Source organism: Streptosporangium sp. NPDC000239 (genome assembly GCF_040300765.1).
Lineage (GTDB): Bacteria > Actinomycetota > Actinomycetes > Streptosporangiales > Streptosporangiaceae > Streptosporangium.
Genome location: NZ_JBEPEI010000001.1, coordinates 696,699 through 719,073, shown reverse-complemented (window position 1 = coordinate 719,073; position 22,375 = coordinate 696,699). Strand labels below are relative to the sequence as shown.

17 protein-coding genes are annotated in these 22,375 nt (G+C 71.9%); 3 read left to right on the top strand and 14 right to left on the bottom strand.

The window, feature by feature from the left end; all coding sequences use genetic code 11:
• Positions 1–13 precede the first annotated feature (13 nt).
• From murC to mraZ, 11 genes are all read right to left on the bottom strand, one after another.
• Entirely contained in the window at positions 14–1,420 is a 1,407-nt protein-coding gene (gene murC / locus ABT340_RS03285) for a UDP-N-acetylmuramate--L-alanine ligase (RefSeq protein WP_352009003.1), read from the bottom strand.
• Positions 1,421–1,691: 271 nt separating this feature from the next.
• Positions 1,692–2,780: an undecaprenyldiphospho-muramoylpentapeptide beta-N-acetylglucosaminyltransferase gene (gene murG / locus ABT340_RS03280; protein ID WP_352009002.1), complete on the bottom strand. Its 1,089-nt coding sequence runs from the start codon at positions 2,778–2,780 to the stop codon at positions 1,692–1,694.
• 14 nt (positions 2,781–2,794) lie between these two features.
• The gene (gene ftsW, locus ABT340_RS03275) at positions 2,795–4,105 is read right to left on the bottom strand and encodes a putative lipid II flippase FtsW (RefSeq protein WP_352009001.1); all 1,311 of its coding nucleotides are present in this window, start codon (positions 4,103–4,105) and stop codon (positions 2,795–2,797) included.
• On the bottom strand, positions 4,102–5,508 hold the full coding sequence (gene murD / locus ABT340_RS03270) for a UDP-N-acetylmuramoyl-L-alanine--D-glutamate ligase (protein WP_352009000.1): 1,407 nt from the start codon (positions 5,506–5,508) through the stop codon (positions 4,102–4,104). Before murD ends, ftsW begins: the two co-directional genes overlap by 4 nt.
• Positions 5,490–6,548: a phospho-N-acetylmuramoyl-pentapeptide-transferase gene (mraY, locus tag ABT340_RS03265; protein ID WP_352008999.1), complete on the bottom strand. Its 1,059-nt coding sequence runs from the start codon at positions 6,546–6,548 to the stop codon at positions 5,490–5,492. The genes murD and mraY overlap by 19 nt, the downstream gene beginning before the upstream one ends.
• Positions 6,545–7,984 carry a UDP-N-acetylmuramoyl-tripeptide--D-alanyl-D-alanine ligase gene (locus ABT340_RS03260; protein ID WP_352008998.1) on the bottom strand — a complete coding sequence of 480 codons (1,440 nt, stop codon included), beginning with the start codon at positions 7,982–7,984 and terminating at the stop codon, positions 6,545–6,547. Before ABT340_RS03260 ends, mraY begins: the two co-directional genes overlap by 4 nt.
• 12 nt (positions 7,985–7,996) lie before the next feature.
• Positions 7,997–9,541 carry a UDP-N-acetylmuramoyl-L-alanyl-D-glutamate--2,6-diaminopimelate ligase gene (locus tag ABT340_RS03255; RefSeq protein WP_352009458.1) on the bottom strand — a complete coding sequence of 515 codons (1,545 nt, stop codon included), beginning with the start codon at positions 9,539–9,541 and terminating at the stop codon, positions 7,997–7,999.
• A gap of 40 nt (positions 9,542–9,581) precedes the next feature.
• The gene (locus tag ABT340_RS03250) at positions 9,582–11,258 is read right to left on the bottom strand and encodes a peptidoglycan D,D-transpeptidase FtsI family protein (RefSeq protein WP_449343616.1); all 1,677 of its coding nucleotides are present in this window, start codon (positions 11,256–11,258) and stop codon (positions 9,582–9,584) included.
• Positions 11,259–12,205: 947 nt separating this feature from the next.
• On the bottom strand, positions 12,206–12,679 hold the full coding sequence (gene ftsL / locus ABT340_RS03245) for a cell division protein FtsL (protein WP_352008996.1): 474 nt from the start codon (positions 12,677–12,679) through the stop codon (positions 12,206–12,208).
• Positions 12,680–12,749: 70 nt separating this feature from the next.
• Complete coding sequence (gene rsmH, locus ABT340_RS03240; protein WP_352008995.1) at positions 12,750–13,742, bottom strand: 16S rRNA (cytosine(1402)-N(4))-methyltransferase RsmH; 993 nt, start codon at positions 13,740–13,742, stop codon at positions 12,750–12,752.
• 226 nt (positions 13,743–13,968) lie between these two features.
• The gene (gene mraZ, locus ABT340_RS03235; protein ID WP_352008994.1) at positions 13,969–14,400 is read right to left on the bottom strand and encodes a division/cell wall cluster transcriptional repressor MraZ; all 432 of its coding nucleotides are present in this window, start codon (positions 14,398–14,400) and stop codon (positions 13,969–13,971) included.
• Positions 14,401–14,909: 509 nt separating this feature from the next.
• Here mraZ and ABT340_RS03230 point away from each other — a divergent pair.
• Genes ABT340_RS03230 through ABT340_RS03220 form a run of 3 tightly spaced genes read left to right on the top strand, consistent with a single transcriptional unit; the run spans position 14,910 to position 19,545 of the window.
• On the top strand, positions 14,910–15,887 hold the full coding sequence (locus tag ABT340_RS03230) for an AAA family ATPase (protein WP_352008993.1): 978 nt from the start codon (positions 14,910–14,912) through the stop codon (positions 15,885–15,887).
• Complete coding sequence (locus ABT340_RS03225) at positions 15,884–17,140, top strand: DUF58 domain-containing protein (RefSeq protein WP_352008992.1); 1,257 nt, start codon at positions 15,884–15,886, stop codon at positions 17,138–17,140. Before ABT340_RS03230 ends, ABT340_RS03225 begins: the two co-directional genes overlap by 4 nt.
• Positions 17,137–19,545: a transglutaminase TgpA family protein gene (locus ABT340_RS03220; protein ID WP_352008991.1), complete on the top strand. Its 2,409-nt coding sequence runs from the start codon at positions 17,137–17,139 to the stop codon at positions 19,543–19,545. The genes ABT340_RS03225 and ABT340_RS03220 overlap by 4 nt, the downstream gene beginning before the upstream one ends.
• A 225-nt stretch (positions 19,546–19,770) precedes the next feature.
• Here ABT340_RS03220 and ABT340_RS03215 read toward each other — a convergent pair whose 3' ends face one another.
• From ABT340_RS03215 to ABT340_RS03205, 3 genes are all read right to left on the bottom strand, one after another.
• Positions 19,771–20,169: an SCO2097 family morphological protein gene (locus ABT340_RS03215; RefSeq protein WP_352008990.1), complete on the bottom strand. Its 399-nt coding sequence runs from the start codon at positions 20,167–20,169 to the stop codon at positions 19,771–19,773.
• 147 nt (positions 20,170–20,316) lie between these two features.
• Positions 20,317–21,555, bottom strand: a complete 1,239-nt coding sequence (locus ABT340_RS03210; RefSeq protein ID WP_352008989.1) for a DNA polymerase IV — start codon at positions 21,553–21,555, stop codon at positions 20,317–20,319.
• A gap of 45 nt (positions 21,556–21,600) precedes the next feature.
• Positions 21,601–22,359, bottom strand: coding sequence for a class I SAM-dependent methyltransferase (locus ABT340_RS03205; RefSeq protein ID WP_352008988.1), 759 nt, complete (start codon positions 22,357–22,359; stop codon positions 21,601–21,603).
• Positions 22,360–22,375 lie beyond the last annotated feature (16 nt).

Below are 22,375 nucleotides of genomic sequence, written 5' to 3'. Positions count from 1 at the left end.
CCCCCGGCCCGGGTCACCGTACGGCCAGCTCCGCCACGATCAGGGGGCCGAGTTCGGTCACGTCACCGGCGCCCATGGTGAGCACGATGTCGCCCGGCCTGGCACGCCCGGCGACCAGGGCGGGGACGCTCTCCCGCTGCGGCGCGTAGACCACCTGTTCCCCGGGGAGCGGCACCCTTTCCGCGACCATGGCGCCGGAGACACCCGGTTCCGGATCCTCGCGGGCGCCGTAGACGTCCAGGACGACCGCCTCGTCGGCCAGGCCGAGGGCGACGCCGAACTCGTCGGCGAAGAACCTGGTGCGCGAGTAGAGGTGGGGCTGGAAGACCGCGATCACCCGCCCCGAACCGGAGAAGGACGCCACGACGTCACGCGCCGCCCGCAGGTCGGCCGCCAGCTCGGTCGGGTGGTGGGCGTAGCTGTCGAAGACCGCCACTCCCCCCGCCTCGCCCTTGGCCTCGAAACGGCGCTTGGCCCCGGTGAAGGCGGCCAGCCCGTCCCGGATCTCGTCGAAGGACACCCCGAGCTCCGCCGCGACCGCGACGGCCGCCGCGGCGTTGAGCGCGTTGTGACGGCCCGGGACCGAGAGCCTGACCTCCCCGTGGCCGACGATCGTGAAGCACACGCCCAGACCGTCGGGGACGACATCGGTGATCCTGAGGTCCGCCTCCTCCGCCACGCCGTACGTGGTCACCTTCAGGCCGCGCGCGCGGGCGATGGGGATGAGGGCCGCCGAGCCGGGGTCGTCGGCACAGACGATCATCGATCGTCCTACCCGCTCGGTGAACCTGGCGAAGCTGTCGTACACCGCCCTGGGGTCGCCGTAGTTGTCCAGGTGATCCGGCTCGACGTTGGTCACCACCGCGATGTCGGGGGCCAGCATGAGGAAGGAGCCGTCGCTCTCGTCGGCCTCGGCGACGAACACCCCGCCCGCGCCCTCGTCCGCGCCGAGACCGGTGGTCACCAGCTGGCCGCCGACGCAGTAGGACGGGTCGGTGCCGCACTTCTGCAGCGCGACCGTGAGCATCGAGGTCGTGGTGGTCTTGCCGTGGGTCCCCGCGACGGCGATCCCGGTACGGCCCGCCATGACGGAGGCCAGCGCGGCGGCCCTGGGGATCACCCGCAACCCCTGCCGCAGCGCCTCGCCGAGTTCGGGATTGGAGTCGCGGATCGCGGTCGAGACCACGACGGTGTCGACGTTCTTGATGTGCGAGGCGGCGTGACCGATGTGGATCCTGCCGCCCAGCTCGCGCAGCTCGGTCACCAGCTCCGAGCCGCGCGAGTCGCTGCCCGAGACGGGCACGCCGCGCTTGAGCAGGATGCGGGCGATGCCGGACATCCCCGCGCCGCCGATCCCGATGAAGTGCACCCGGCCGAGATCCTCGGCCGCGACCGGGTCGACCAGTTTGACCAGGCTCATCGCTCGTCCGCCCCTCCTCGTCCGCCGCGCGGGCGTTCCCGCCCTTCGAGGACCCGCCTTCCCGCCATGAACCGCTCCCCCCGCTCGCTCGCTCCGCGGCCGGCCTCGTCCCTCAGCCGACCACTCCACTCACTCCGCCGGGCTCGTTCCCCTCCCATGGGTCACTCCCCCCGCTCGCTCGCTCCGCGGCCGGCCTCGTCCCTCAGCCGACCACTCCACTCACTCCGCCGGGCTCGTTCCCGCCCGTGGGTCACTCCCGCTCGCTCCCGGCTCACCGCTTCGCCTCTGCCGCGATCTGCAGCACCCTGCGGGCGAGCGTCACGTCGGCGTCCTTGCGGCCCATCCGCACCGCGGCCTCCGACATGGCGACCACGCGCTCGGGGTCGGACAGGATCGGCAGCACGTTCTGGATGATCCACTCCGGCGACAGGTCCGCGTCGTCGACCATGAGACCGCCGCCCGCCTGCACGATCGGCTCGGCGTTGAGCCGCTGCTCGCCGTTGCCGTGCGGAAGCGGGATGTAGGCCGCGGGCAGGCCGACGGCGGTCAGCTCGGCGCAGGTCATCGCGCCGCTCCGGCACAGCGCGAAGTCGGCCGCCGCGTAGGCCAGGTCCATCCGGTCGACGTACTGCAGCACGACGTACTGCGGGTCACCGCGAGGAGGCTCGTACTCCAGTGTGTTCTTCGGGCCGATGACGTGCAGCACCTGCACCCCCGCCCGGCGCAGCGCGGCGGCGGCGCCCAGGGCGGCCCCGTTGAGGGACCGCGCACCCTGCGAGCCGCCGGTGACCAGCAGCGTCGGCAGGTCGGCCTCAAGACCGAACCAGGAACGCGCCTTGTCCCCCATGGAGAGCCGGTCCAGCCCCACGATCTCCCGGCGAAGCGGGATGCCCACGTGCTGCGCCTTGGGCAGCGGCGTGTTCGGGTGCCCGGTGAACACGTGGTCGGTGAGCCGGGCGCCCAGCCGGTTGGCCAGGCCCGGCCTCGGGTTGGCCTCGTGGACCACGATCGGCACACCACGTCTGCGCGCCCCCAGGTAGGCGGGGGTCGCCACGTAACCGCCGAAGCCGACCAGCACATCGGCCTGGACCCGCTCCATGATGCTCGCGGCCGTGTTGATGGCCCCGGCCAGGCGTCCCGGCACGGTGAGCAGCTGGGGCGTGAGGGCCCTGGGCAGCGGGACGGCGGGCACGAGCTGTAGCTCGTAGCCCCGGGCGGGCACCAGCCTGGTCTCCAGGCCGCGCTCGGTGCCGAGGCAGGTGATCCCGATGTTCGGGTCCAGTTGGCGCAGCGCGTCGGCCAGAGCCAGCGCCGGTTCGATGTGACCGGCCGTCCCGCCGCCTGCGAGGACCACCCTCATGTCGGTCCTTTCACTTATCGTCTCTCTCGGGCCGGCCGTCGTTTCCGCGCCGGACCACCCAGGCCAAGCCAGCTTAGGCCCCGCGCAACCGGTCCGGGGCCACGCAGGGCGAGAGCCTCGCGCGCTCCGGGTTCCTGTTTGGCGAAGGAGAGCAGCATGCCGAGGGCGGCCAGGGTCGGCAGAAGCGCCGACCCTCCGTAGGACACCAGGGGCAACGGGATGCCGGTGATGGGCAGCACCCCGATGACCGCCCCGATGTTCACGATCGCCTGCCCGGCGATCCAGGCGACGGCGGCCGCGGAGGCCAGACGGACGAAGGGGTCCTTGACCCTGGTCGCCACCCGCAGTCCCGCGTAGCCGAGCAGACCGAACAGGGCGATCACCACGAGGGTGCCCATCAGGCCGAGTTCCTCACCGAGGATGGAGAAGATGAAGTCGCTCTCCGCGTGCGGGAGTCTGCCCCACTTCGCCCTGCTAGACCCGAGTCCCAGCCCGAACCAGCCGCCGCTGCCGATCGCGATCTGTCCCTGGACCGCCTGGTAGCCGGTCGTCTGCGCGTTGGCCCACGGGTTGAGCCAGCCCTCGATGCGGTCCGAGCGGTAGCCCTCGGTGCTGATCATGATGACGGTCGCGAGCGAGGCGACCGCCAGTACGCCGCCGAACAGCCGCAGCGGGGCGCCGACCACCCACAGCAGCGACAGGAAGATCAACAGCAGCACCAGCGTGGTGCCGAGGTCGCTGCCCAGCATGACCATGACGGCCAGGATCACGGTGCCCGGCATCAGCGGGATGAACAGGTTGCGCCACTCGATCATCCCGCCCCGCGCCTTGCGGGCCAGCAGGTCGGCGCCCCACAGCAGCAGCCCCAGCTTGGCCGGCTCCGAGGGCTGCAGATAGACGGGGCCCAGGTCGATCCAGCGCTGTGCGCCGAGCTGGGAGGTGCCGACGAACAGCACCAGGACCAGCGCGAGCACCGACAGGACCATCAACGGGTATCCGGCGAGCCTGAAGAACCGCTGGGGCAGCAGCGAGCAGATCCACATGAGCGGGATGCCGAGGCCGACCGAGATCGACTGCTTGAAGAACCAGTAAAACGGGCTCCCCATCTCCTGCATGGCCTCGATGCTCGACGCGGAGAGCACCATCATCAGACCCAGGGCCAGCAGCAGCGCACTGCAGCCGAGGATCAGATAGTAGGAGGTCAGGGGACGGTTGAGCAGCTCACGGAAGGCGGTCAGGTGTTCGTGTGTCCTCGCCGTCCCCCCGGCCTCCGCGCGGCGCGCGGTCCTGCGGCGACCGACGTCCTCCTGCGCCGCGGTGCTCACTCCGGCCCGCCGTCACGTCCGTCCGCGAGCCGGTGTACGGCCCGCGCGAACGCCTCCCCCCTCGCTGGGTAGCCGGCGAACATGTCGAGGGAGGCTCCCGCCGGAGCCAGCAGCACGGTGTCCCCGGGGGCTGCGAGCCTGGCGGCTTCGGTGACGACGCGGTCCATGACCCCAGTGTCTTGCCCCGCCACCTCAACCACCGGAACATTCTCGGCGTGTCGCGCCAGAGCCTGACGAATTCGCTCACGGTCGGCACCCAGCAGCACCGCGCCACGCAGGCGGGGGGCGGCCCGCCGTACCAGGTCGTCCACCTCGGCGCCCTTGAGCTGCCCTCCGGCGACCCAGACGATCGACGGGTAGGCGGCCAGGGAGGCCGCGGCGGCGTGCGGGTTGGTCGCCTTGGAGTCGTCCACGTAGTCGACCTCGCCGACCCGGGCGACGTGCGCGATCCTGTGCGGGTCGGGGACGAAGTCCAGCAGGCCCCGCCGTACGGCCTCGGGGGGGACCCCGTAGGACCTGGCCAGCGCCGCGGCGGCCAGGGCGTTGGCCACGTTGTGCGGCGCGAAGGGCCTGACGTCGGACAGGGAGGCGAGTTCCTCGGCCGCACGGACCGGGTCGGCCACGAAGGCCCGGTCGACGAGCAGGTCCTCGACCACCCCGACCTGTCCCGGCCCCGGCACGCCGAGGGTGAACCCCACCGCCCACCCCACCCCCAGGTACGGCAGCGCCAGCCGGGCGGGCCAGTCGTCGTCGGCGTTGTAGACGACCGTGCCCGCCCTGGCGAAGATCTCCCCCTTGACCCGGGCGTACTCCTCAAGGGAGCCGTGCCAGTCGATGTGGTCGGGGGCGACGTTGAGCAGGGCCGCGGCGTGCGGGGCCAGACCCGGCGAGCGGTGCAGCTGGAAGCTGGACAACTCGACCGCCAGTACGTCCCAGGGGCCGGTGACCGCCTCGACGACGGGGGTGCCGACGTTGCCGACGGCCAGCGCCCGGTGCCCGGCGGCCTTCAGCATCGAGGTGAGCATCCTGACCGCGGTGGTCTTGCCGTTGGTGCCGGTCAGCGCCAGCCACGGCGCGGCGCCCTCGGGCCGCAGCCGCCAGGCCAGCTCGACCTCGCTGACGACCTCGACGCCCGCCCGCGCCGCGGCGAGCATCAACGGGTGACCCGGCGGCCAGCCGGTGGTGACCACCAGGCCGGTGCCTTCGGGAAGCTCCTGCGTGGAGGCGCCGAGGCGGACCTCGACGCCCGCCTCGGCCAGCTCGGCCGCGGTCTTCCTGACCCGTTCGCCGTCGCCGCTCTCGACGACGACCACCTTCTCTCCCCTGGCGGCCATGGCACGGGCGGCGGCGGCGCCCGAGACGCCGAGTCCGGCGACGCAGATCATCACTGCTTCGGCATCCATTCCACGTAGAACAGCCCGAGACCGGCGGCGGCGCACAGGGCCGCGATGAGCCAGAAACGGACCACGATGGTCGTCTCTGCCCAGCCGGACAACTCGAAGTGGTGCTGGAGGGGGGCCATTCTGAAGACGCGTTTACCCGTCATCTTGAACGAGCCCACCTGGATGATCACCGACAGGGTGATGAGCACGCACATACCGGCCAGGATGATCAGCAGGAGCTGGGTGCGGGTGGTGATGGCCAGGCCCGCGATCACACCGCCCAGCGCCAGCGACCCGGTGTCGCCCATGAAGATCTTGGCGGGCGGGGCGTTCCACCACAGGAAGCCCAGCAACGCGCCGAGCACGGCCGCCGCGACGACGGCCACGTCCAGCGGATCACGGACCCAGTAGCAGTTGGGCCCGAGCTGGGTGGTGCAGTTGTTGCGCAGCTGCCAGTTGCCGATCAGGACGTAGGAGGCGAGCACGACGCCGGTCGCGCCGCTGGCCAGGCCGTCCAGGCCGTCGGTGAGGTTCACCGCGTTCGAGAAGCCCACGATCATGATGAGCACCCAGATCGTGAACCCGACGATGCCGATGGAGGGCCCGAAGTCCCGCAGGAACGACACGCGGGTGTCGGCCGGGGTGATCAGGTGGCCGTCGGGGAAGCGGGTCACCAGGATCGCGAAGACGGCGCCGACGATGAGCTGGCCCAGGGCCTTGGCGCCGCTGCGCAGGCCGAGGCTGCGCTGCTTGTAGATCTTGATGAAGTCGTCGAGGAAACCGACCGCGCCCAGGCCCGTCATCAGGAACAGCACCAGGCTCGCGGAGGGGGTCGGCAGGGTCCTGCTGTACAGGTGGGCGCAGGTGAAGCCGAGCAGCGCCGCGATCACGATGACGGTTCCGCCCATGGTCGGCGTGCCGCGCTTGTCGTGGTGGCCGGAGGGCCCCTCCTCACGGATGCTCTGGCCGTAGCCTCGCCTGGAGAACAGACGGATCGCCAGCGGAGTGCCGAACATCGACAGCAGCAGTCCGACCGCCGCCGCGATGAGGATCTCCATCATTGGCGCTCACCCCCGGTCAGGGCCTGCGCGACGCGTTCGAGGCCGGTGACGCGCGGCCCCTTGATCAGCACCACGTCCCCTGGGGCGAGCAGCGCCTCGAGCCCGGCCGAGGCCTCCTCGACGTCGGCCACGTGAACGACTCTGGTCGGTCTTCCCGGCAGCGCCTGCCGAGGTGCCCCCGGTGGTGCCCCCGCCTCGGGCGCGTCCGTGACGGACGCCGCGCCCGCCAGGACCGGGGCGGCGTCGGAGCCGACCACGAACAGGGCCTCCAGGCCCGAGCTCGCGGCCATCCGCCCGACCTCGGCGTTCAGCGCGTCGCCGTCCTCACCGAGCTCCCGCAGGGCGGCGATGACCGCGAACCTGCGCCTGCCGCCCGCCAGGGCGTCCAGGGCGCCGAAGGCCGCGCGCATGGAGTCGGGGTTGGCGTTGTAGGCGTCGTTGATCACGGTGACGCCGTCCGGCCTGTCGCTGACCGCCATCCGCCAGCGGCTGCGCGGCTCGGCCTCTGACAGTTCCTCGGCGATGGCGGCGACCGGCAGGCCGAGCTCGTAGGCGACGGCCGCGGCGGCCAGCGCGTTCTCCACTGCGTGCTCGCCGTACAGACGCAGGGCGACCGGCGCGGTCCCCGACGGGGTGCGCAGCGTGAAACGGGCACGGCCCCGCTCGTCGAGGGTCACCTCCTCGGCGCGCACCGCCGCCCGCGGCCCCCTGCCGAACCAGGTGAGGCGGGCGGCGGTGCGCCCGGCCATCCCGGCGACCAGCGGGTCGTCGGCGTTCAGTACGGCCACGCCGTCCGCGGGCAGTGCCTCGACCAGCTCACCCTTGGCCTGCGCGATGGCCTCCTTGCCGCCGAAGACGCCCAGGTGGGCGGTTCCGACGTTGAGGACGACACCGATCCTGGGCGGCGCGATGCGGGCGAGGTCCGCGATGTGACCCGCGTGCCTGGCGCTGAGTTCGAGCACCAGGTAACGGGTCTCCTCATCGGCCCTCATGACGGTCAGGGGGTGGCCGATCTCGTTGTTGAACGACTCGACGGGGGCGATCGTCGGACCGAGCCTGGCGGCGAGCCGGGCCAGCAGGTCCTTGGTCGTGGTCTTGCCCGCCGACCCGGTCACGCCGATGACGGTGGCCAGCGGCAGCTCGGCGGCCACGGCGCTGGCCAGCGCGGCGAGCGCCGCCAGGATGTCGCCGACGACGACCGCGGGGGCGTCGACGGGCCTGGAGGCCAGAACCGCGGTGGCTCCCGCCTCGACGGCCCCGGCTGCGAAGTCGTGCCCGTCCGCCCGCGTGCCCTTGATTGCCACGAACAGCGACCCCGGCTCCACGGCCCGGGAGTCGATGACGACCGGGCCGCGCACCACGGCACGGGGATCGGCCATGCCGGCGAGGGCGCCCGAGGTGATCTCGGCGATCCTGGCCAGCGGCAACGGGATCATGATGAGTCTTCCCTACTCTCCATACGTGCTTGCGTGCCCGGGCCGGTCGCGTCGCCTGACGATCGCGTCGGCGACGACCCGCCTGTCGTCGAACGGGAGCACCTGGTCCCCGACGTACTGGCCCTGTTCGTGCCCCTTGCCCGCCACGACGACGACGTCGCCGTGGCCCGCCCCGGCGACGGCGAGGTCGATGGCGGCGGCCCGGTCCGGCTCAATGATCACATGTGCGCGTTCGTGCGGGGACACGGCGAGGACCCCGTCCAGCATCTCGGCGAGGATCCGCAGCGGGTCCTCGGAGCGCGGGTTGTCACTGGTGAGGATGGCCACGTCCGCGAGCCTGGCCGCCGCCTCCCCCATCATCGGCCGTTTGCCCTTGTCGCGGTCACCGCCGCAGCCGAGCACCACGGTCAGCCTGCCCGTGGTGACCTCGCGCAGGGCGTTCAGCACCGACTCGACCGCGCCGGGTTTGTGGGAGTAGTCGACGATCGCCTGGAAACCGTCGCCGCCCGGCACCCGTTCCATCCGGCCCGGCACCCCGGTCAGCGTCGCGACGCCCGCGATCGCGGCGCGCAGCGGCGCCCCCGACTCGACGAGGGCGACGATCGCGCCCAGCGCGTTGGCGACGTTGAACGGCCCCGGCAGGGCCACCGTCGCCTCCTCCTCGACACCTCCCGGGCCCACCACGCGGAAGGCGCTGCCCTCGGCGTCCAGGCGGACGTCCACGGCCCGCCAGTCGGCCTCGGCCGCGCCCGACGCGGAGAAGGTGGTCATCGGGATCTTGCCGACGGCCAGGAGCTCCCGCCCGTGGGCGTCGTCGATGTTGACGACGCCCACCCGGCTCATCTCCGGGGTGAAGAGCCGGGTCTTGGCGGCGAAGTAGTCGTCGAGGTCCTTGTGGAAGTCGAGGTGGTCCTGCGACAGGTTGGTGAACAGCGCGACGTCGTAGAAGACCCCGTCGACGCGGCCCAGCGCCAGGGCGTGGCTCGAGACCTCCATCGCCGCCGCCGTCACGCCCTGCTCCCGCATGAGGGCGAACAATCCCTGCAGGTCGCTGGCCTCGGGAGTGGTGAGCTTCGGGGTGAGGCACAGCTCGCCCGCGTGGATCTCGACGCCGCCGATCAGGCCCGCCCGGTGGCCCGCGGCCCGCAGCCCCGCCTCCAGCATGAAGGCGATCGTGGACTTGCCGCTTGTCCCGGTCACACCGATGACCGTCACGGCGTCGGCGGGCCTGCCGTACACCCAGGCGGCGACCCTGCCGAGGACGGCGCGCGGGTCCGGCACGACGAGGACGGGCAGGCCGGTCGCGGCCGCCGCCTCACGCCCGTCGGGGTCGGTCAGGATCGCGCAGGCTCCCGCGGCCAGAGCCTGCGCGGAGAAGTCCGCGCCGTGGGAGGTGTTTCCCGGCAGGGCCACGTAGAGATCGCCGCGCTGGACCTGACGCGAGTCGATGGTGACCCCGGAGACCGGGGCCAGCGGCGCCCGTGACGCGCCCGAGGGCACGCCGAGCAGGCTCGCCAGTCCCGAGAGCGGGCGGGATGAGTTGTTCGAAGGTCGCATGGACGACGGGAAACGCACGGCGAGAGCGTACCTTCCCTGCTCATTCCCCGGCGCGTATCCGCACCGCGGGCGGCTTGGTTCCGGTCGGCGGGATCTTCTTGCTCTTCAACGCGAACGTCATCACTTTCTTGAAGACGGGAGCGGCGATCTCCCCACCGTAGTACCCCCTGTGGGGGTCCTGGACCACCGCGAGAACGACCAGGCGGGGCTTGTCCGCGGGGGCGAAGCCCACGAATGTCGCAGTGTATCCACAGTAGCCCTGACATTTGGCGTCATAGCGCATCGCGGTACCGGTCTTACCGGCCACACGGTAACCGTCGATGGCGGCGAGGTTACCGGTGCCCTCCTCGCTCACGGCGGCCTCGAGCATGCCCGAGATCTGCGCCGCGGTGTCCTGCCCGATCACCCGGGTCCGCCCGGCGGGCGCGGCGGGGGTGAAGGCGCCCTCTGCGCCGGTCGTCCCCGCCACGATCTGCGGGGTCACGCGTACCCCGCCGTTGGCGATGGTCTGGTAGACGCTGGCGGTCTGCAGCGCGGTCACCGAGACGCCCTGACCGTAGGCGACCGTGCAGCGCTGGCTGCCCGACCACTTGCGCCAGTCGGGCAGCAGTCCCGCCTCCTCGCCCGGCAGGCCGGTGCCCGGCCTGGTGCCGAAGCCGAAGCGCTTCAGCATCTCGTAGAGCTTCTGGTCGCCGACCTTCTGCGCGGCCAGGATCGTGCCGACGTTGCTCGAAGTGGCCACGACACCGGAGAAGGTCAGCCGCTCGACCGGGTGCGGATGGGAGTCCCTGAGCACCTGGTCGGCGCAGCGGATGTTGTCCCTGACCGAGAACACGCTGTCCGGGTTGACCGCCCCGGACTCCAGGGCGGCCGCGGCCGTGATGACCTTGTTGGTGCTGCCCGGCTCGAACACGTCCGTCACCGAGCGGTTGACCCAGTCCTCCGGAGCGGTCTTCTGCCAGTTCTTCAGGTCGAGCTCGGGCGCGTTGGCCATGGCGAGCACGTGCCCGCTCTGCGCGTCCAGGACGATGGCGCTGCCCGTGCGCGCGCCGACGGCCTTGACCTGGTCGGCGATGGCCTTCTGCGCGGCCCACTGGATGTCGCGGTCGATGGTCAGGCGCACGCTCCCGCCGTCCACCGGCGTCTGCAGCGTGCTGCCGGTCATCGGGATGCGCTGCCCCCCGGCGCCCGTCTCGACGAGTTGCTCCCCGTCACGGCCCGCGAGCAGTTTGTTGTAGGTGCTCTCCAGCCCGCTCAGGCCGCTGCCGTCGGCGCCGATGAAGCCCAGCAGGGTGCCCGCGAGGTTACCGCCCGGGTAGTCGCGCCGGTAACGGTGCTTGCTGCCGACGCCCTTGAAGTCACGGTCCATGATCCGCTGGGCGACGACGGGGTCGACCGCCGCCGCCACCTGCTGGTAGCGGCCGCCCGCGGCGAACTTCGCCATGATCTGCTCTTTGGGCACACTGAGTTCCGCGGCCAGGGCCGTGGCCACCCGGTCGCGCTGCTGCGGGGTGGTCACCACGCCGGGGTCGACGAAGATCTCGCGCGCCTCCAGGGTCAGCGCGAGTTCGTGGCCGTTGACATCGGTGATCGCCCCACGCCGCGCGGGCAGCTTCTCCGGCCTGATCCGCTCGGCCGCCTTGGCCGCGTAGACCTTGGAGTCGAGGCCCTGGAGCTGGATCAGCCGCCCGGCGAAGATGGACAGCACGAAGGTCATCCCGATCAGGCCGATGCTGATCCGCCGTCCCGGGTTGCCCAGGCGCAGTACGGCCGGCGGACGTGCCGGAGGCCTGCCCCTGCCGGAGCCGGGATCACCCGTCCAGCCGGCTCTGGAGACGAGCCCCTGGACCATCTGGGAGAAGGGCGAGGGCCGCGGAGGCCTGGGGCCTCGCGGCGGGCCCGGTCTGCCCGGTGCCTCCGCGCGTGCCTGCCCCGCCGCCCTCGGTCGCGCGGGACCGCCGCCCACCGGCCCCGGCCCGGACGCCGGCGTCCGGCGCGCCTGGCGTGCCTGCCCGGGGGGAGGAGCCTCCGCCCGTGACCCGGTCGTTCTGGGGCCCGCCGGCCTGCCGCCCCGCGTGGAGCCGTCCTGGGGGGTTGCCTGGCGGGGACGGCCCGGCTGCCCGTTCGCGGGCCTGCCCGCAGACCCGCTCTGAGGTCCGCCCCGGCCGGCCGCCGGCCGTTCCTGACGCGGCCTGCCCGCCGGCTGGGACCCGGTGCCCCTGTTCGGGGAAGCGCCCTTGGAACCGCCCTGCTTACCGGGAACACCCGGCCTGCCCGATGCGCCCTCCGGGCGGCCCTGCCTGCCGGAGCCACCCTGGGCTCCCTGCCCGCCCTGCCGTGCCGTACCGCCCGGCCTGCCGGTCGAGCCGTCGGGGCGTGGCCTGCCCGTACCGTCCTTACGGCCGGGGGCGCCTGGCCGTCCTGAACCCTGCTGCCTGCCGCCGTCGTGGCCGCCCTGTCCCTCCGGGCGCCGGGGGCGGCCGGGCTCACCCTGCCCGTCCTGGCGGGGAGGGCGGCCCTGCGGCCCCGGCTTCCCCGCGCCGTCCTGGCCCGAGGGTCTGCCGGTACGGCCCGGCCCTCCCGGTCCCCTGCGGCCCGGGTTTCCGGCGGAACCGCCGCCCGAGCCGCCTCTGCCGGGTCTCGGACCCCGCCCGCCGGCCTCTCTCACCGGCCCGTGCCCGGCGCTCGCTCCTGCCCCGCGGGCGTCTGGCCGTCGTTTCCGGCGGCGCCCACGGGGCTCTCCCCCGCGGCCCCCACCGGGGCGCCCTCCTTGGGCGTTCCCGGAGTGGGGCGGCCGGGGACCATGACGTTCGGGTTGTCCCAGTCGGGTTCGAGTCCCTGCTTCTCGGCGTTGCCCGCGAGCCACTCCGGGGTGTCCATCAGGGCGTTCTGGTGCTTGAGCGACTCCTTCTTCTGGCGGAGCTGGTTGTTGCCGTTACGCAGCTCGGTGGCCCTGAAGGAGTCCTGGTTGAGGATCGTGTTCAGCAGCTGGAGGCTGACCAGGCCACCGCAGAGCAGGCCGATGACGAGCAGCACGAACGGCGTGCGCGGCGCCTTCCGCCCGCGGGCCGCGGACGGTTTGGCCGCCCCCGCCGCTGCCGTCGCGGGAACGTTCCTGGCCGGACGCGTCCTGCGCACCTGGGGCGTCGTGCGGGGAACGCGCGTGGGCCGCCCGCCGCGGACCGGTGCACCGCGGCGGACGTCTTGCTCACTCCTCGTCAACTGCCTCACGAATCCTCTCTGCCGCCCGGCACCGGGCGGAGGCGGCCCGCGGGTTGCGGGCGACCTCCTCTTCGCTCGGGAGCTCGGCTCCCCTTGTCAGGAGGGCGAACCGCGGCTGGTGAGCCGGCAGCGGGACGGGCAGCCCTGGAGGGCCCGTCTCCTTGGTCCGCGCCGCGAGGACCCGTTTGGTCAGCCGGTCCTCAAGGGAGTGGTAGGCGAGCACGACCACGCGCCCGCCGAGCGTCAGCGCGTCGAGCGACGCGGGGAGGGCGCGTTCCAGTGCCGTCAACTCCGCGTTCACCTCGATCCGCAACGCTTGGAAGGTCCTTTTGGCGGGGTTGCCCCCGGTTCGTCGAGTGGCGGCGGGGATGGCCTCACGGACAATCTCCGCAAGCCGCTTAGTCGACGTTATGGCCTCCTTGGCCCGTTCCTTGCCGATTAGGTGCGCGACACGCGGGGCGAATCGCTCCTCGCCGTAATCCCGGAGAATCCGGATCAGCTCGGGGATCGGGTAGGTGTTGACCACGATCTCCGCGGTCAGCTCCTGCCCCCCGTCCATCCGCATGTCCAGCGGCGCGTCGTAGGAGTAGGCGAAGCCGCGCTCGGCCTCGTCGAGCTGAGGAGAGGAGACACCCAGGTCGAACAGCACCCCGTTGACCCGGGGGCGCCCGAGGTCGGCCAGCACCTCGGCCAGCTCGTCGGAGACGGCCTTGACCAGCGTGATCCTGTCGGCGTACGGCGCGAGCCTGGCGGTGGAGCGTTCGATGGCGGTGGGGTCCCGGTCGATTCCGACCAGGTGCAGCGCGGGGTGGGCCGCGAGCAGCGCCTCCGCGTGACCGCCGAGGCCGAGGTTGGCGTCGACCACGACGGAGCCGGGTCCGGAGAGCGCGGGCGCCAGCAGCTCAAGCACCCGGTCGAGCATCACGGGAACATGGCCGCCCCGGCCCTGGGAATCCCTCTTGTCGTCTTCGGCGCGCATGAAGCGCCAACCCCCCTCTCGCCGCGTCTCCCGCGCGGTCACGCGGCGGACGCCCATCGGTGTCTTTCTCCTGGCTCCCACCCCCGGGGGCCGTCCGGCCAGGTCCCCATCCGCACCCGCTTTCCGTCGCCACCTGACACCGGGGAAGGTGCATCAGCTGACGAACATGTGGTTGCGGGTGGAGACCTCGCCGAACGACGTTTTCACCGATGAGTCGACCGTGCAGTCACAGAATCCCTGGCAGCACCTCCTCCGACAGGTCGGAGAATGCCTGCTCCTGGTCGGCCAGGTACTTGTCCCAGGCCTGGGCGTCCCAGATCTCCAGCCGGGTGTTGGCGCCGATGACGGCGCAGTCACGGCTGAGTCCGGCGTAGTCGCGCAGGGCCTGCGGGACGGTGACCCGACCCTGTTTGTCGGCGACCTCGTCGGAGGCGCTCGCGAAGAAGACGCGGCTGTAGTCACGGACCGCCTTGGCGGTCACCGGCGCTGTGCGCAGAGCCTCGGTTATGCGCTGGAACTCCTCTACGGGGAAAACGTAGAGGCAGCGCTCCTGGCCTTTGGTGATCACCAGACCCTCCGCCAGCTCCTCACGGTACTTCGCCGGCAGGAACAGCCGTCCCTTGTCATCGAGGCGCGGGTAGTGGGTGCCGAGGAACATCGGCCTCACCTCCCGTGCCTAGCGGAGCACCTGGCGCTGTGGCCCCTGCCCTCCACTGCGCACCACCATACTCCACTTCTCTCCACCGTCAACTGATTCCGCGGCTCTTAACGATGGGTTTCGCCGCCATTTTCCCAGCTCAGAACAGGTGGAGCGGAGTGGAGGGGCAAGGCGCCTCCGGTATGTCACGGGCGTGTCGAGAAGGTAAGCGATAGTCGGACAATCGAGGAATGAACCAATCGGCGGCACCGCAGAGGGAAAGTGGAGCGCGCGACCGCCGGAAGGCCTTGCCCCACGGCCCGTCACAAGATCCGGACACGTCCTCCACACGAACAGAACGCTCAGCTCACACACTGTGGCTGTCCACCCGGAAACAGCCCTAATACCCACATAGAGTCGCTCTGGAACCTCGGGCGTCGTAGTGTCGGTACGCACAATGGAAAAGGGCCTATAAAGACCCCCAAATACCAACCCCCGGCGTGAAACCGCCGCAGCTTCATGGAGGCCTGGTGGCAGTAACCCATGACATCTCACCTCGGCTCGATGATCTGGTCGTCACGGCGCATCGCATCCGCCAGGCGATCGAGTCGGTGATCGAGGGCAAGGGGGACGCCGTCCGCCTGACCTTGACCGTTCTCCTCGCGGAAGGGCACCTCCTCATCGAGGACGTGCCCGGTGTCGGCAAGACGATGCTCGCCAAGGCCCTGGCCCGTTCCATCGACTGTCCGGTCCGCCGTATCCAGTTCACCCCCGACCTGCTGCCGAGCGACATCACGGGGGTCAGCGCCTACAACCAGCAGACCCGGGAGTTCGAGTTCAAGCCCGGCCCGGTCTTCGCCAGCATCGTGGTCGGGGACGAGATCAACCGCGCCTCGCCGAAGACGCAGTCCGCGCTGCTCGAATGCATGGAGGAGCACCAGGTCACCGTGGACGGCGCGACCTACGCGCTGGAGAGCCCCTTCATGGTGATCGCGACGCAGAACCCCATCGAGATGGAGGGCACCTACCCCCTCCCCGAGGCGCAGCGCGACCGCTTCACCGCCAGGATCGCGATGGGCTACCCCGAACCCGGCGCCGAGCTGGAGATGCTCGACGTTCACGGGGCGGCCTCGCCGCTGGACAAGCTGGAGCCGGTCGCCACGACCGCGGAGGTGCGGGCGCTCATCGAGGCGGTGCGCGCGGTCTACGTCTCGCAGCCGATCAAGAAGTACGCCGTCGACCTGGTGACCGCGACCCGGCAGAGCCCCGAGCTGCGGCTGGGCGCCTCCCCGCGCTCGACCCTGCAGCTGGTCAGGGCGGCCAGGGCGCACGCCGCGCTGGCCGGGCGTGACTACGTCATTCCCGACGACCTGCAGGACCTGTGCGTGCCGGTGCTGGCGCACCGGCTGCTGCCCAGTGTCGAGGCCCAGGGGCAGCGACGCATGCCGGAGCAGGTGGTGGCAGACCTGGTTCGCCGGGTGCCCGTGCCCGAGGTCCAGACGAAGTGACCTCGGGCCTCAGAGCGCTCACCGCCCGCGGCTGGTCATTTCTCGCCTCCGGCGCCGCGGCGCTGCTGTGCGCCTTCTTCCTCGGCGAGCACGACCTGCTCAGGATCGGGGTGCTGATCATCTCGCTGCCGCTGCTCGCGGCGATGGTGGTCAGCCGCACCCGCTACCGGCTGAGCTGCGCGCGCCGCCTTGACCCGCCCCGGGTCCCGGTCGGCGGCGAGACCACCGTGACGCTGCGCCTGGAGAACGTCACCCGGCTGCCCACCGGTCTGCTGATGATCGAGGACACCGTCCCGTACGCCCTGGGCGCCCGTCCAAGGTTCGTCCTGGACCGGGTGGAGGCGCTGGGAATCCGCGAGATCGACTACCGGGTCAGGTCCGACCTGCGCGGCCGGTTCGGCATCGGCCCGCTCACCGTGCGGATCACCGACCCGTTCGGCCTCGTCGAGCTGACCAGGTCCTTCACCATCAGCGACACGCTCGTGGTGACGCCCCAAGTCGTCCCGCTGCCCCGGGTCCGCCTCTCCGGGGAGCTCGCGGGCGGGGGCGAGAGCCGTACCAGGAGTGTGGCGGCGGCCGGTGACGACGACGTCGCGCCGCGCGAGTACCGGCAGGGCGACGACCTGCGGCGGGTGCACTGGCGCTCGACCGCCAGGTACGGCGAGCTGATGGTGCGGCGTGAGGAGCAGCAGTGGCAGAGCAGGGGCGCGCTGCTGCTGGACACCCGCAGGTACGCCCACCGGGGTGAGGGACCCCGCTCCTCCTTCGAGGTCGCGGTCTCCGCCGCGGCCTCCATCGGGCTCCATCTGGCGCACGAGGGGCTCGGCCTGCGCCTGGTCACCGACCAGGGCGCGGAACGGCTTCCGGAGACCGGGCTGAGCTGGGCGCTGCTCGACACCCTCGCCGAGATGCGCACCAGTTCCGCCCGCTCCCTGGAGTACGGCGTGGCCGCTCTCCGGCAGGGCGGCGGCGAGGGCCTGATCGTCGCCGTGCTCGGCACGGTCGACGCCGAGCAGGCCCGGGAACTGGCCCGGCTCAGGCACGGCAACATGACCGGGGTCGCCGTGCTGCTGGACGTCGCCGGCTGGGAACGGCCGGAACTCGGCGACGATGAGGGCCACCAGGCGGCCCAGGCCGTGCTGGCCGGGGCCGGATGGCGTGTCGTGCCACTGCCCTCTGGCGCGACGATCGCGAACGTGTGGCCGAAGGCGGCGCAGGGCGGGCGATTCGTACTCAGTGGGGGCGGCTCATGAGACTTCCGATCGCGGCGGGCGCGGCGACCATGGCGGTCACCGTCTCGCTCTACCCCCTCTTCCAGGGGGGCGCCTGGTTCTGGGCGAGTCTGGGGGCCGTCGTCGTCGTGACGGCGGTCGGCGTACCGGCCAGCCGCTACAGCCTGCCGGGCTGGCTGGCGCCGCTCGGCCAGGTCGTCGCCATCTGGATCTATCTGACGGCCGTCTTCACCCCGGAGAAGGCGTGGGGCAGGGTCGTCCCGACCAGGGAGTCGGTCGTCGCGCTGGCCAGGATGCTGGTCGGCGGCTTCGCCGACATCCAGCGCTTCGCGGCGCCCGTGCCCGCGACGACCTCCATCACCCTGCTGACCTGCGGGGGCGTCGCCCTGATCGCCGTCCTGGTGGACCTGCTCGCCTCCCGCGCGCGCAGGGCGGCGCTGTGCGGGCTGCCGCTGCTGGCGCTGTTCACCGTCCCCGCCGCGGTGGCGACCGAGCCGGTCAGCTGGCCCGCGTTCATCGTCGCGGCCGCCGGCTACCTCGGGCTGCTGGTCGCCGACGGCAGGGAACGCGTGGGTCACTGGGGCAGGGCCGTACTGGTGCGCCGTGCCTCGGTGACGGCGCGGACCGTCGCCGACGTCGGCCCGCTGCGCCTGTCCGGCAAGCGCATCGGGCTCACCGCGGTGGTGCTGGCCGTCCTGCTGCCCGCGCTGCTGCCCACACTCGAACCCTCCCCGCTGTTCGGCTTCGGCGTCGGCAACGGCAGGGGGAAGGGCAACAACTCGATCAGCATCTCCAACCCGATCGTCGGCCTGCGGGGTTCGCTGTCGCTGCCGGCCAACGCCGACGTCCTCAGCTACACCACCAGTGACAACCTGCCGCGCTACCTGCGGATGTACTCGCTGGACATCTTCGACGGCCAGCAGTGGACGATGGCGGGGCCCAGCGGCCTTCCCGAGGACCGGATCTCACGCGGGCCGCTGCCCCCGCCTCCCGGTCAGAGCCGTGAGACGCCCGTCGCGACCGTGACGACCAGGATCACGGTGAGCAAGACCCTCAAGGGGCTGGAGTTCCTGCCGCTGCCGTACCCGCCGAACCGCATCGGGATCGAGGGCGACTGGCGGCCGGACCGTGACTCCCTGATGGTCTTCTCCACCGAGGACACCGCGGAGGGGATGACCTACACGGTCGTCAGCGACGAGCCCAGGCCGACCGCGGAGAGGCTGAGGTCGGCCGCGGCCGCGCCCCAGCAGATCACCGACCGTTACCTGCAGCTGCCCAGGGACCTGCCCAGGGAGGTCAAGGAACTGGCGGCGAGGGAGACCAAGGACGCGAGGACGCCCTACGACCGGGCGGTCCGGCTGCAGGAGTTCTTCACCAGCAAGGGCGGCTTCGTCTACACCCTGGCCGCTCAGGGACACGGCGGGCAGGCGCTGACGGACTTCCTGATCCGCAACAAGGCCGGATACTGCGAGCAGTTCGCCGCCGCGATGGCGGTGCTGGCCAGGGTGCTCCACATCCCGGCCAGGGTGGCCGTCGGCTACACCGGCGGCAGCAGGGTCGGAGACCACTGGCAGGTGGGCACGCACGACTCCCACGCCTGGCCCGAGCTCTACTTCGAGGGGACGGGGTGGCTGCGCTTCGAGCCGACCCCCACCGGTCTCACCGGGCAGGGCAGCGCCACGGTTCCCTCCTACAGCCGCGCGCGGGCGGCGAACGAGCCCGGCGACCAGCCTTCGGCCGCTCCCGCGATCGGTTCCGGCTCCTCCGACCTGGCCAACGGGTCGGCGAGCAACCCCCGCAACCGCAGGCCCGAGCTCGACTACGGCGGCAGCGGGCCCATCGTGGTCGAGGAGGAGACCCCTCTCGCGGTCAGGATCGGCCTCGGTGTCGCGGCCGTGGCGTTCATCGTGCTGATCCCGGCGATGCTGCGGCTGCGGCTGCGCGGGCACCGCCGCCGGATCTGCTCCCGCGCGGCACGACCGGCCGTCGTTCTGGCGGAGGCGCCGGGAACCGTCACGGTCAGGACGGGACTGTGGAAGCAGGCGACGACGGCCGTCTGGGCGGAGCTCGGTGACACGCTGTACGACTACGGGGTGTCTCGCGCGCCCAGCGAGACCCCCAGGGCACTGGCCGTACGGCTGAGCGCCCAGCACGGGTTCGACGCGGACGCGGAGGCCGCCGTGACGCGGATCGCCGCCTCGGCCGAGCGGATGCTCTTCGCCAGGACCCCCGGCGAGACCGGCTCCCCGCGTGAGGACCTGCGCGTGGTACGGCGGGCGCTGGCGGCCTCGGCGCCCCGGGGCAGGAGGATCCGCGCGGTGCTGCTGCCGCCCTCGACGCTGACCGGGATGCGGACCCTGGGCACGCGTCTGCTGGACGTCTTCGACCGGCTGGAGAACCTCCGCCTCACCGGCAGGAAGGCCTGACCCCCACCGCGAAGCGCCCACACGCCCGCGTCCGGACAGATCCGGGCGCGGGCGTGGTCCGTTCGGCGGCACCGGCCGGAGACCGGTCACAGGGAGGCGGTCACGGGGGACGGTTCGGGGAGACGTCCGGACGGCATGACCCAGGTGGCACGGTCCAGTCGGCACGGGACCCGGCCGGACTCCGTGCCCCGAGGGCGTGCCGTCCCAGAGGGTGCGGGGAGAGGCTCAGCGCTCGTCGTTACGACGGCGCCAGCGCTCCTCCATCCGTTCCATGAAACTCGGTTTGGGACCACTCCTGCGGCCCGCCCTGCCCGTCTGGCGGGAGGGGCCGCCGGCCCCTGAGGTCTCACCGAAGCCGTTCATGCGCTTCCAGCTGGACAGACCCCACAGACACGCGGCGAGCATGACCACGAAACCGCCGACTCCGAGCGGGATGTAGTTCACGACGCCGACCATCAACAGGACGACGCCCAGGACGAAGCCGATGGAGGCCTTCACCAGGCGGCGCTTGTAATGGCTGCGTGGATCACTGATCCTTACGGTATTGGCCCACTTCGGGTCCTCGGCGTAGAGGGCCTGCTCGATCTGGTCGAGCAAGCGCTGCTCGTGCTCAGAGAGCGGCACGGCGCCTCCCAAGGACAGCCCCAGTACGGGGAAGACGGTGACGGACGACACGGGGTGTCCGAACCTCGCGGTCGGTTATCCCCAGAATACGAGGCTGTAGACGTAGACGAAAGAAAACGTCCAACGTAGTCCAAACCGGAGGCTGTGTCATAGATCTATTTCACCAAACGACGGGCGAACAAGCGACGCCGGGAGCACCGCATCCTGACCGAACCTGCGGGCCGCCCTGTCCATCGCCTGCTCGGCCTCCCGCCAGCCCGTCTCGCGCTCCCCCAGGCCGAGTTGCCTGGTCACCCCGGCCGCCGGCACGAGGTTCTCGACCCGCACCCCGACCAGGCGCAACCGCACTCCCAGCAGGCCGGAGGCGCCGTAGAGGTCGCGGGCCGTGGCGTACAGGACGCGGGCGACGTCGGTCGGCTCTCTGAGGGTGCGGGACCTGGAGATGGTGGTGAAGTCGGCCCTGCGGAGCTTGACGCTGACCGTGCGGCCCGCGTGACCGGCCTGTCTGAGCCTGGCCGCGACCCGCTCCGACAGGCGCAGCAGCTCCCGGTGGATCCGCTCCGGGTCGTCGACGTCTGTGGCGAATGTCTCCTCGGCGCCGATGCTCTTGTCCGGCGTGTGCGGGGTGACCCGGCGCTCGTCACGGCCCCAGGCCAGCGCCGCCAGGTGGGTTCCCACGGCCTGGCCGAGCTCGTGCTGGAGGGTCTCGACGGGGATCCTGGCGAGGTCGCCGACCGTCCTGACGCCCAGGCGCGCCAGGGAGCGCTCGGTGCGCTCCCCCACGCCCCACAACGCCGCGATGGGCAGCGGGTGGAGGAAGTCGACGACCTGGTCCGAGGGGACGACCATCAGGCCGTCCGGCTTGCAGTGCTGTGAGGCGAGCTTGGCCACGAACTTGCTGTTGGCGACCCCGACGGAGCAGGTGATCCCGTGCTCGCCGGCGACCCGTTCACGGATCATGGCGGCGATCGCGGCGGGCGGGCCGAGCCTTCTGCGCGCTCCGCCGACGTCCATGAAGGCCTCGTCGGAGGCGATCGGCTCGACCTCGGGGGTGAAGGTCCGGAAGATCTCCATGACGCCCCTGGAGACCTCGGAGTACTTTCCCCGGCTCGGCGGGATGATCACGGCCCTGGGGCACAGGCGCCGGGCGCGGATCATGGGCATGGCCGAGTGCACCCCGAACCGCCTGGCCTCGTAGGTGGCGCTGAGCACCACCCCCCGCGGGCCGGGGGCGCCCACGATGACGGGCAGGCCGCGCAGTTCGGGACGTTCACGCAACTCGACGCTGGCGAAGAAGGCGTCCATGTCGACGTGGAGGATCGGACAACCGGTGTCGTCCGTGCCCAGCGCCGAGACCGGACGCGGCACCTGCTGTTTCCTCGACACGAGGCCATTGTACGAAACACATGGGAACACACGTTCGGCGAGAACTCACTTTCTGCCGAGGACGTGGAGCTGGGTGGCGATGTCCCTGAGCACGGGGTGGGCCGCGGCGGCCTGTTCGAGGGCCACCAGGGCGCGCGCGGCCCCCGGCTCCCCGTCCAGCAGGCGGCTGGGCACCAGGTCGGCGAAGATCCGCACACCGTGGACCTCACCGGGGGTGAGCCCGGCGGCGGACAGGAGCACGGCCAGGGTCTCGCGGGTGAACCGCCGCGGCGTGGGGTCGCGGTCGCCCCAGCGCCCCTGCGGGTCGTCCAGGACCTGCAGTGCCTCCTCGAACCGGCCCGCGATGGAACGATGCAGGGCCGCGGCGAGCGGATTGGCGGCCAGCACGCTGATGGCGCCCCCCTCGCGCAGCAGGCCCGCGATGGCGCCCAGGGCGCCCGCCGGGTCCTCGACGTACTCCAGGACGCTGTGGCACAGCACCAGGTCCGCCCCGTCCGTGGGGAGGATCTCCTTCAGGTCGGCCGCGTCCCCCTGCAGGGCGCGAACGCCGACCCCGGCCTCGGCGGCCCGGCGTTCGAGCGCGGCCAGCGAGTCGGGACTGGGATCGACGACGGTGACGGCGTGCCCGAGCCCGGCCAGCGGTACGGCGAAGCCGCCCGTGCCCCCTCCGGCGTCGACGATGTCGAGCCGATCCCTGCCGGTCGCGGCCACCCGGTCGGCGAGCACTGCCCGCAACACGTCCCACACGACGGCGGTGCGGACCGCCGGAGTGGCCGACGGGCGTGAGATGCCTACGGCGCGCAACTTAAGATCGCCTCCT

Bases quoted from the DNA above. Each gene is read 5' to 3' on its own strand.
- murC (WP_352009003.1), bottom strand. From the start codon at position 1,420: ATGAGCCTGGTCAAACTGGTCGACCCGGTCGCGGCCGAGGATCTCGGC.
- murG (WP_352009002.1), bottom strand. From the start codon at position 2,780: ATGAGGGTGGTCCTCGCAGGCGGCGGGACGGCCGGTCACATCGAACCG.
- murD (WP_352009000.1), bottom strand. From the start codon at position 5,508: ATGGATGCCGAAGCAGTGATGATCTGCGTCGCCGGACTCGGCGTCTCG.
- mraY (WP_352008999.1), bottom strand. From the start codon at position 6,548: ATGATGGAGATCCTCATCGCGGCGGCGGTCGGACTGCTGCTGTCGATG.
- ABT340_RS03260 (WP_352008998.1), bottom strand. From the start codon at position 7,984: ATGATCCCGTTGCCGCTGGCCAGGATCGCCGAGATCACCTCGGGCGCC.
- ABT340_RS03255 (WP_352009458.1), bottom strand. From the start codon at position 9,541: ATGCGACCTTCGAACAACTCATCCCGCCCGCTCTCGGGACTGGCGAGC.
- ABT340_RS03250 (WP_449343616.1), bottom strand. From the start codon at position 11,258: ATGACCTTCGTGCTGTCCATCTTCGCCGGGCGGCTGATCCAGCTCCAG.
- rsmH (WP_352008995.1), bottom strand. From the start codon at position 13,742: ATGCGCGCCGAAGACGACAAGAGGGATTCCCAGGGCCGGGGCGGCCAT.
- mraZ (WP_352008994.1), bottom strand. From the start codon at position 14,400: ATGTTCCTCGGCACCCACTACCCGCGCCTCGATGACAAGGGACGGCTG.
- ABT340_RS03220 (WP_352008991.1), top strand. From the start codon at position 17,137: ATGAGACTTCCGATCGCGGCGGGCGCGGCGACCATGGCGGTCACCGTC.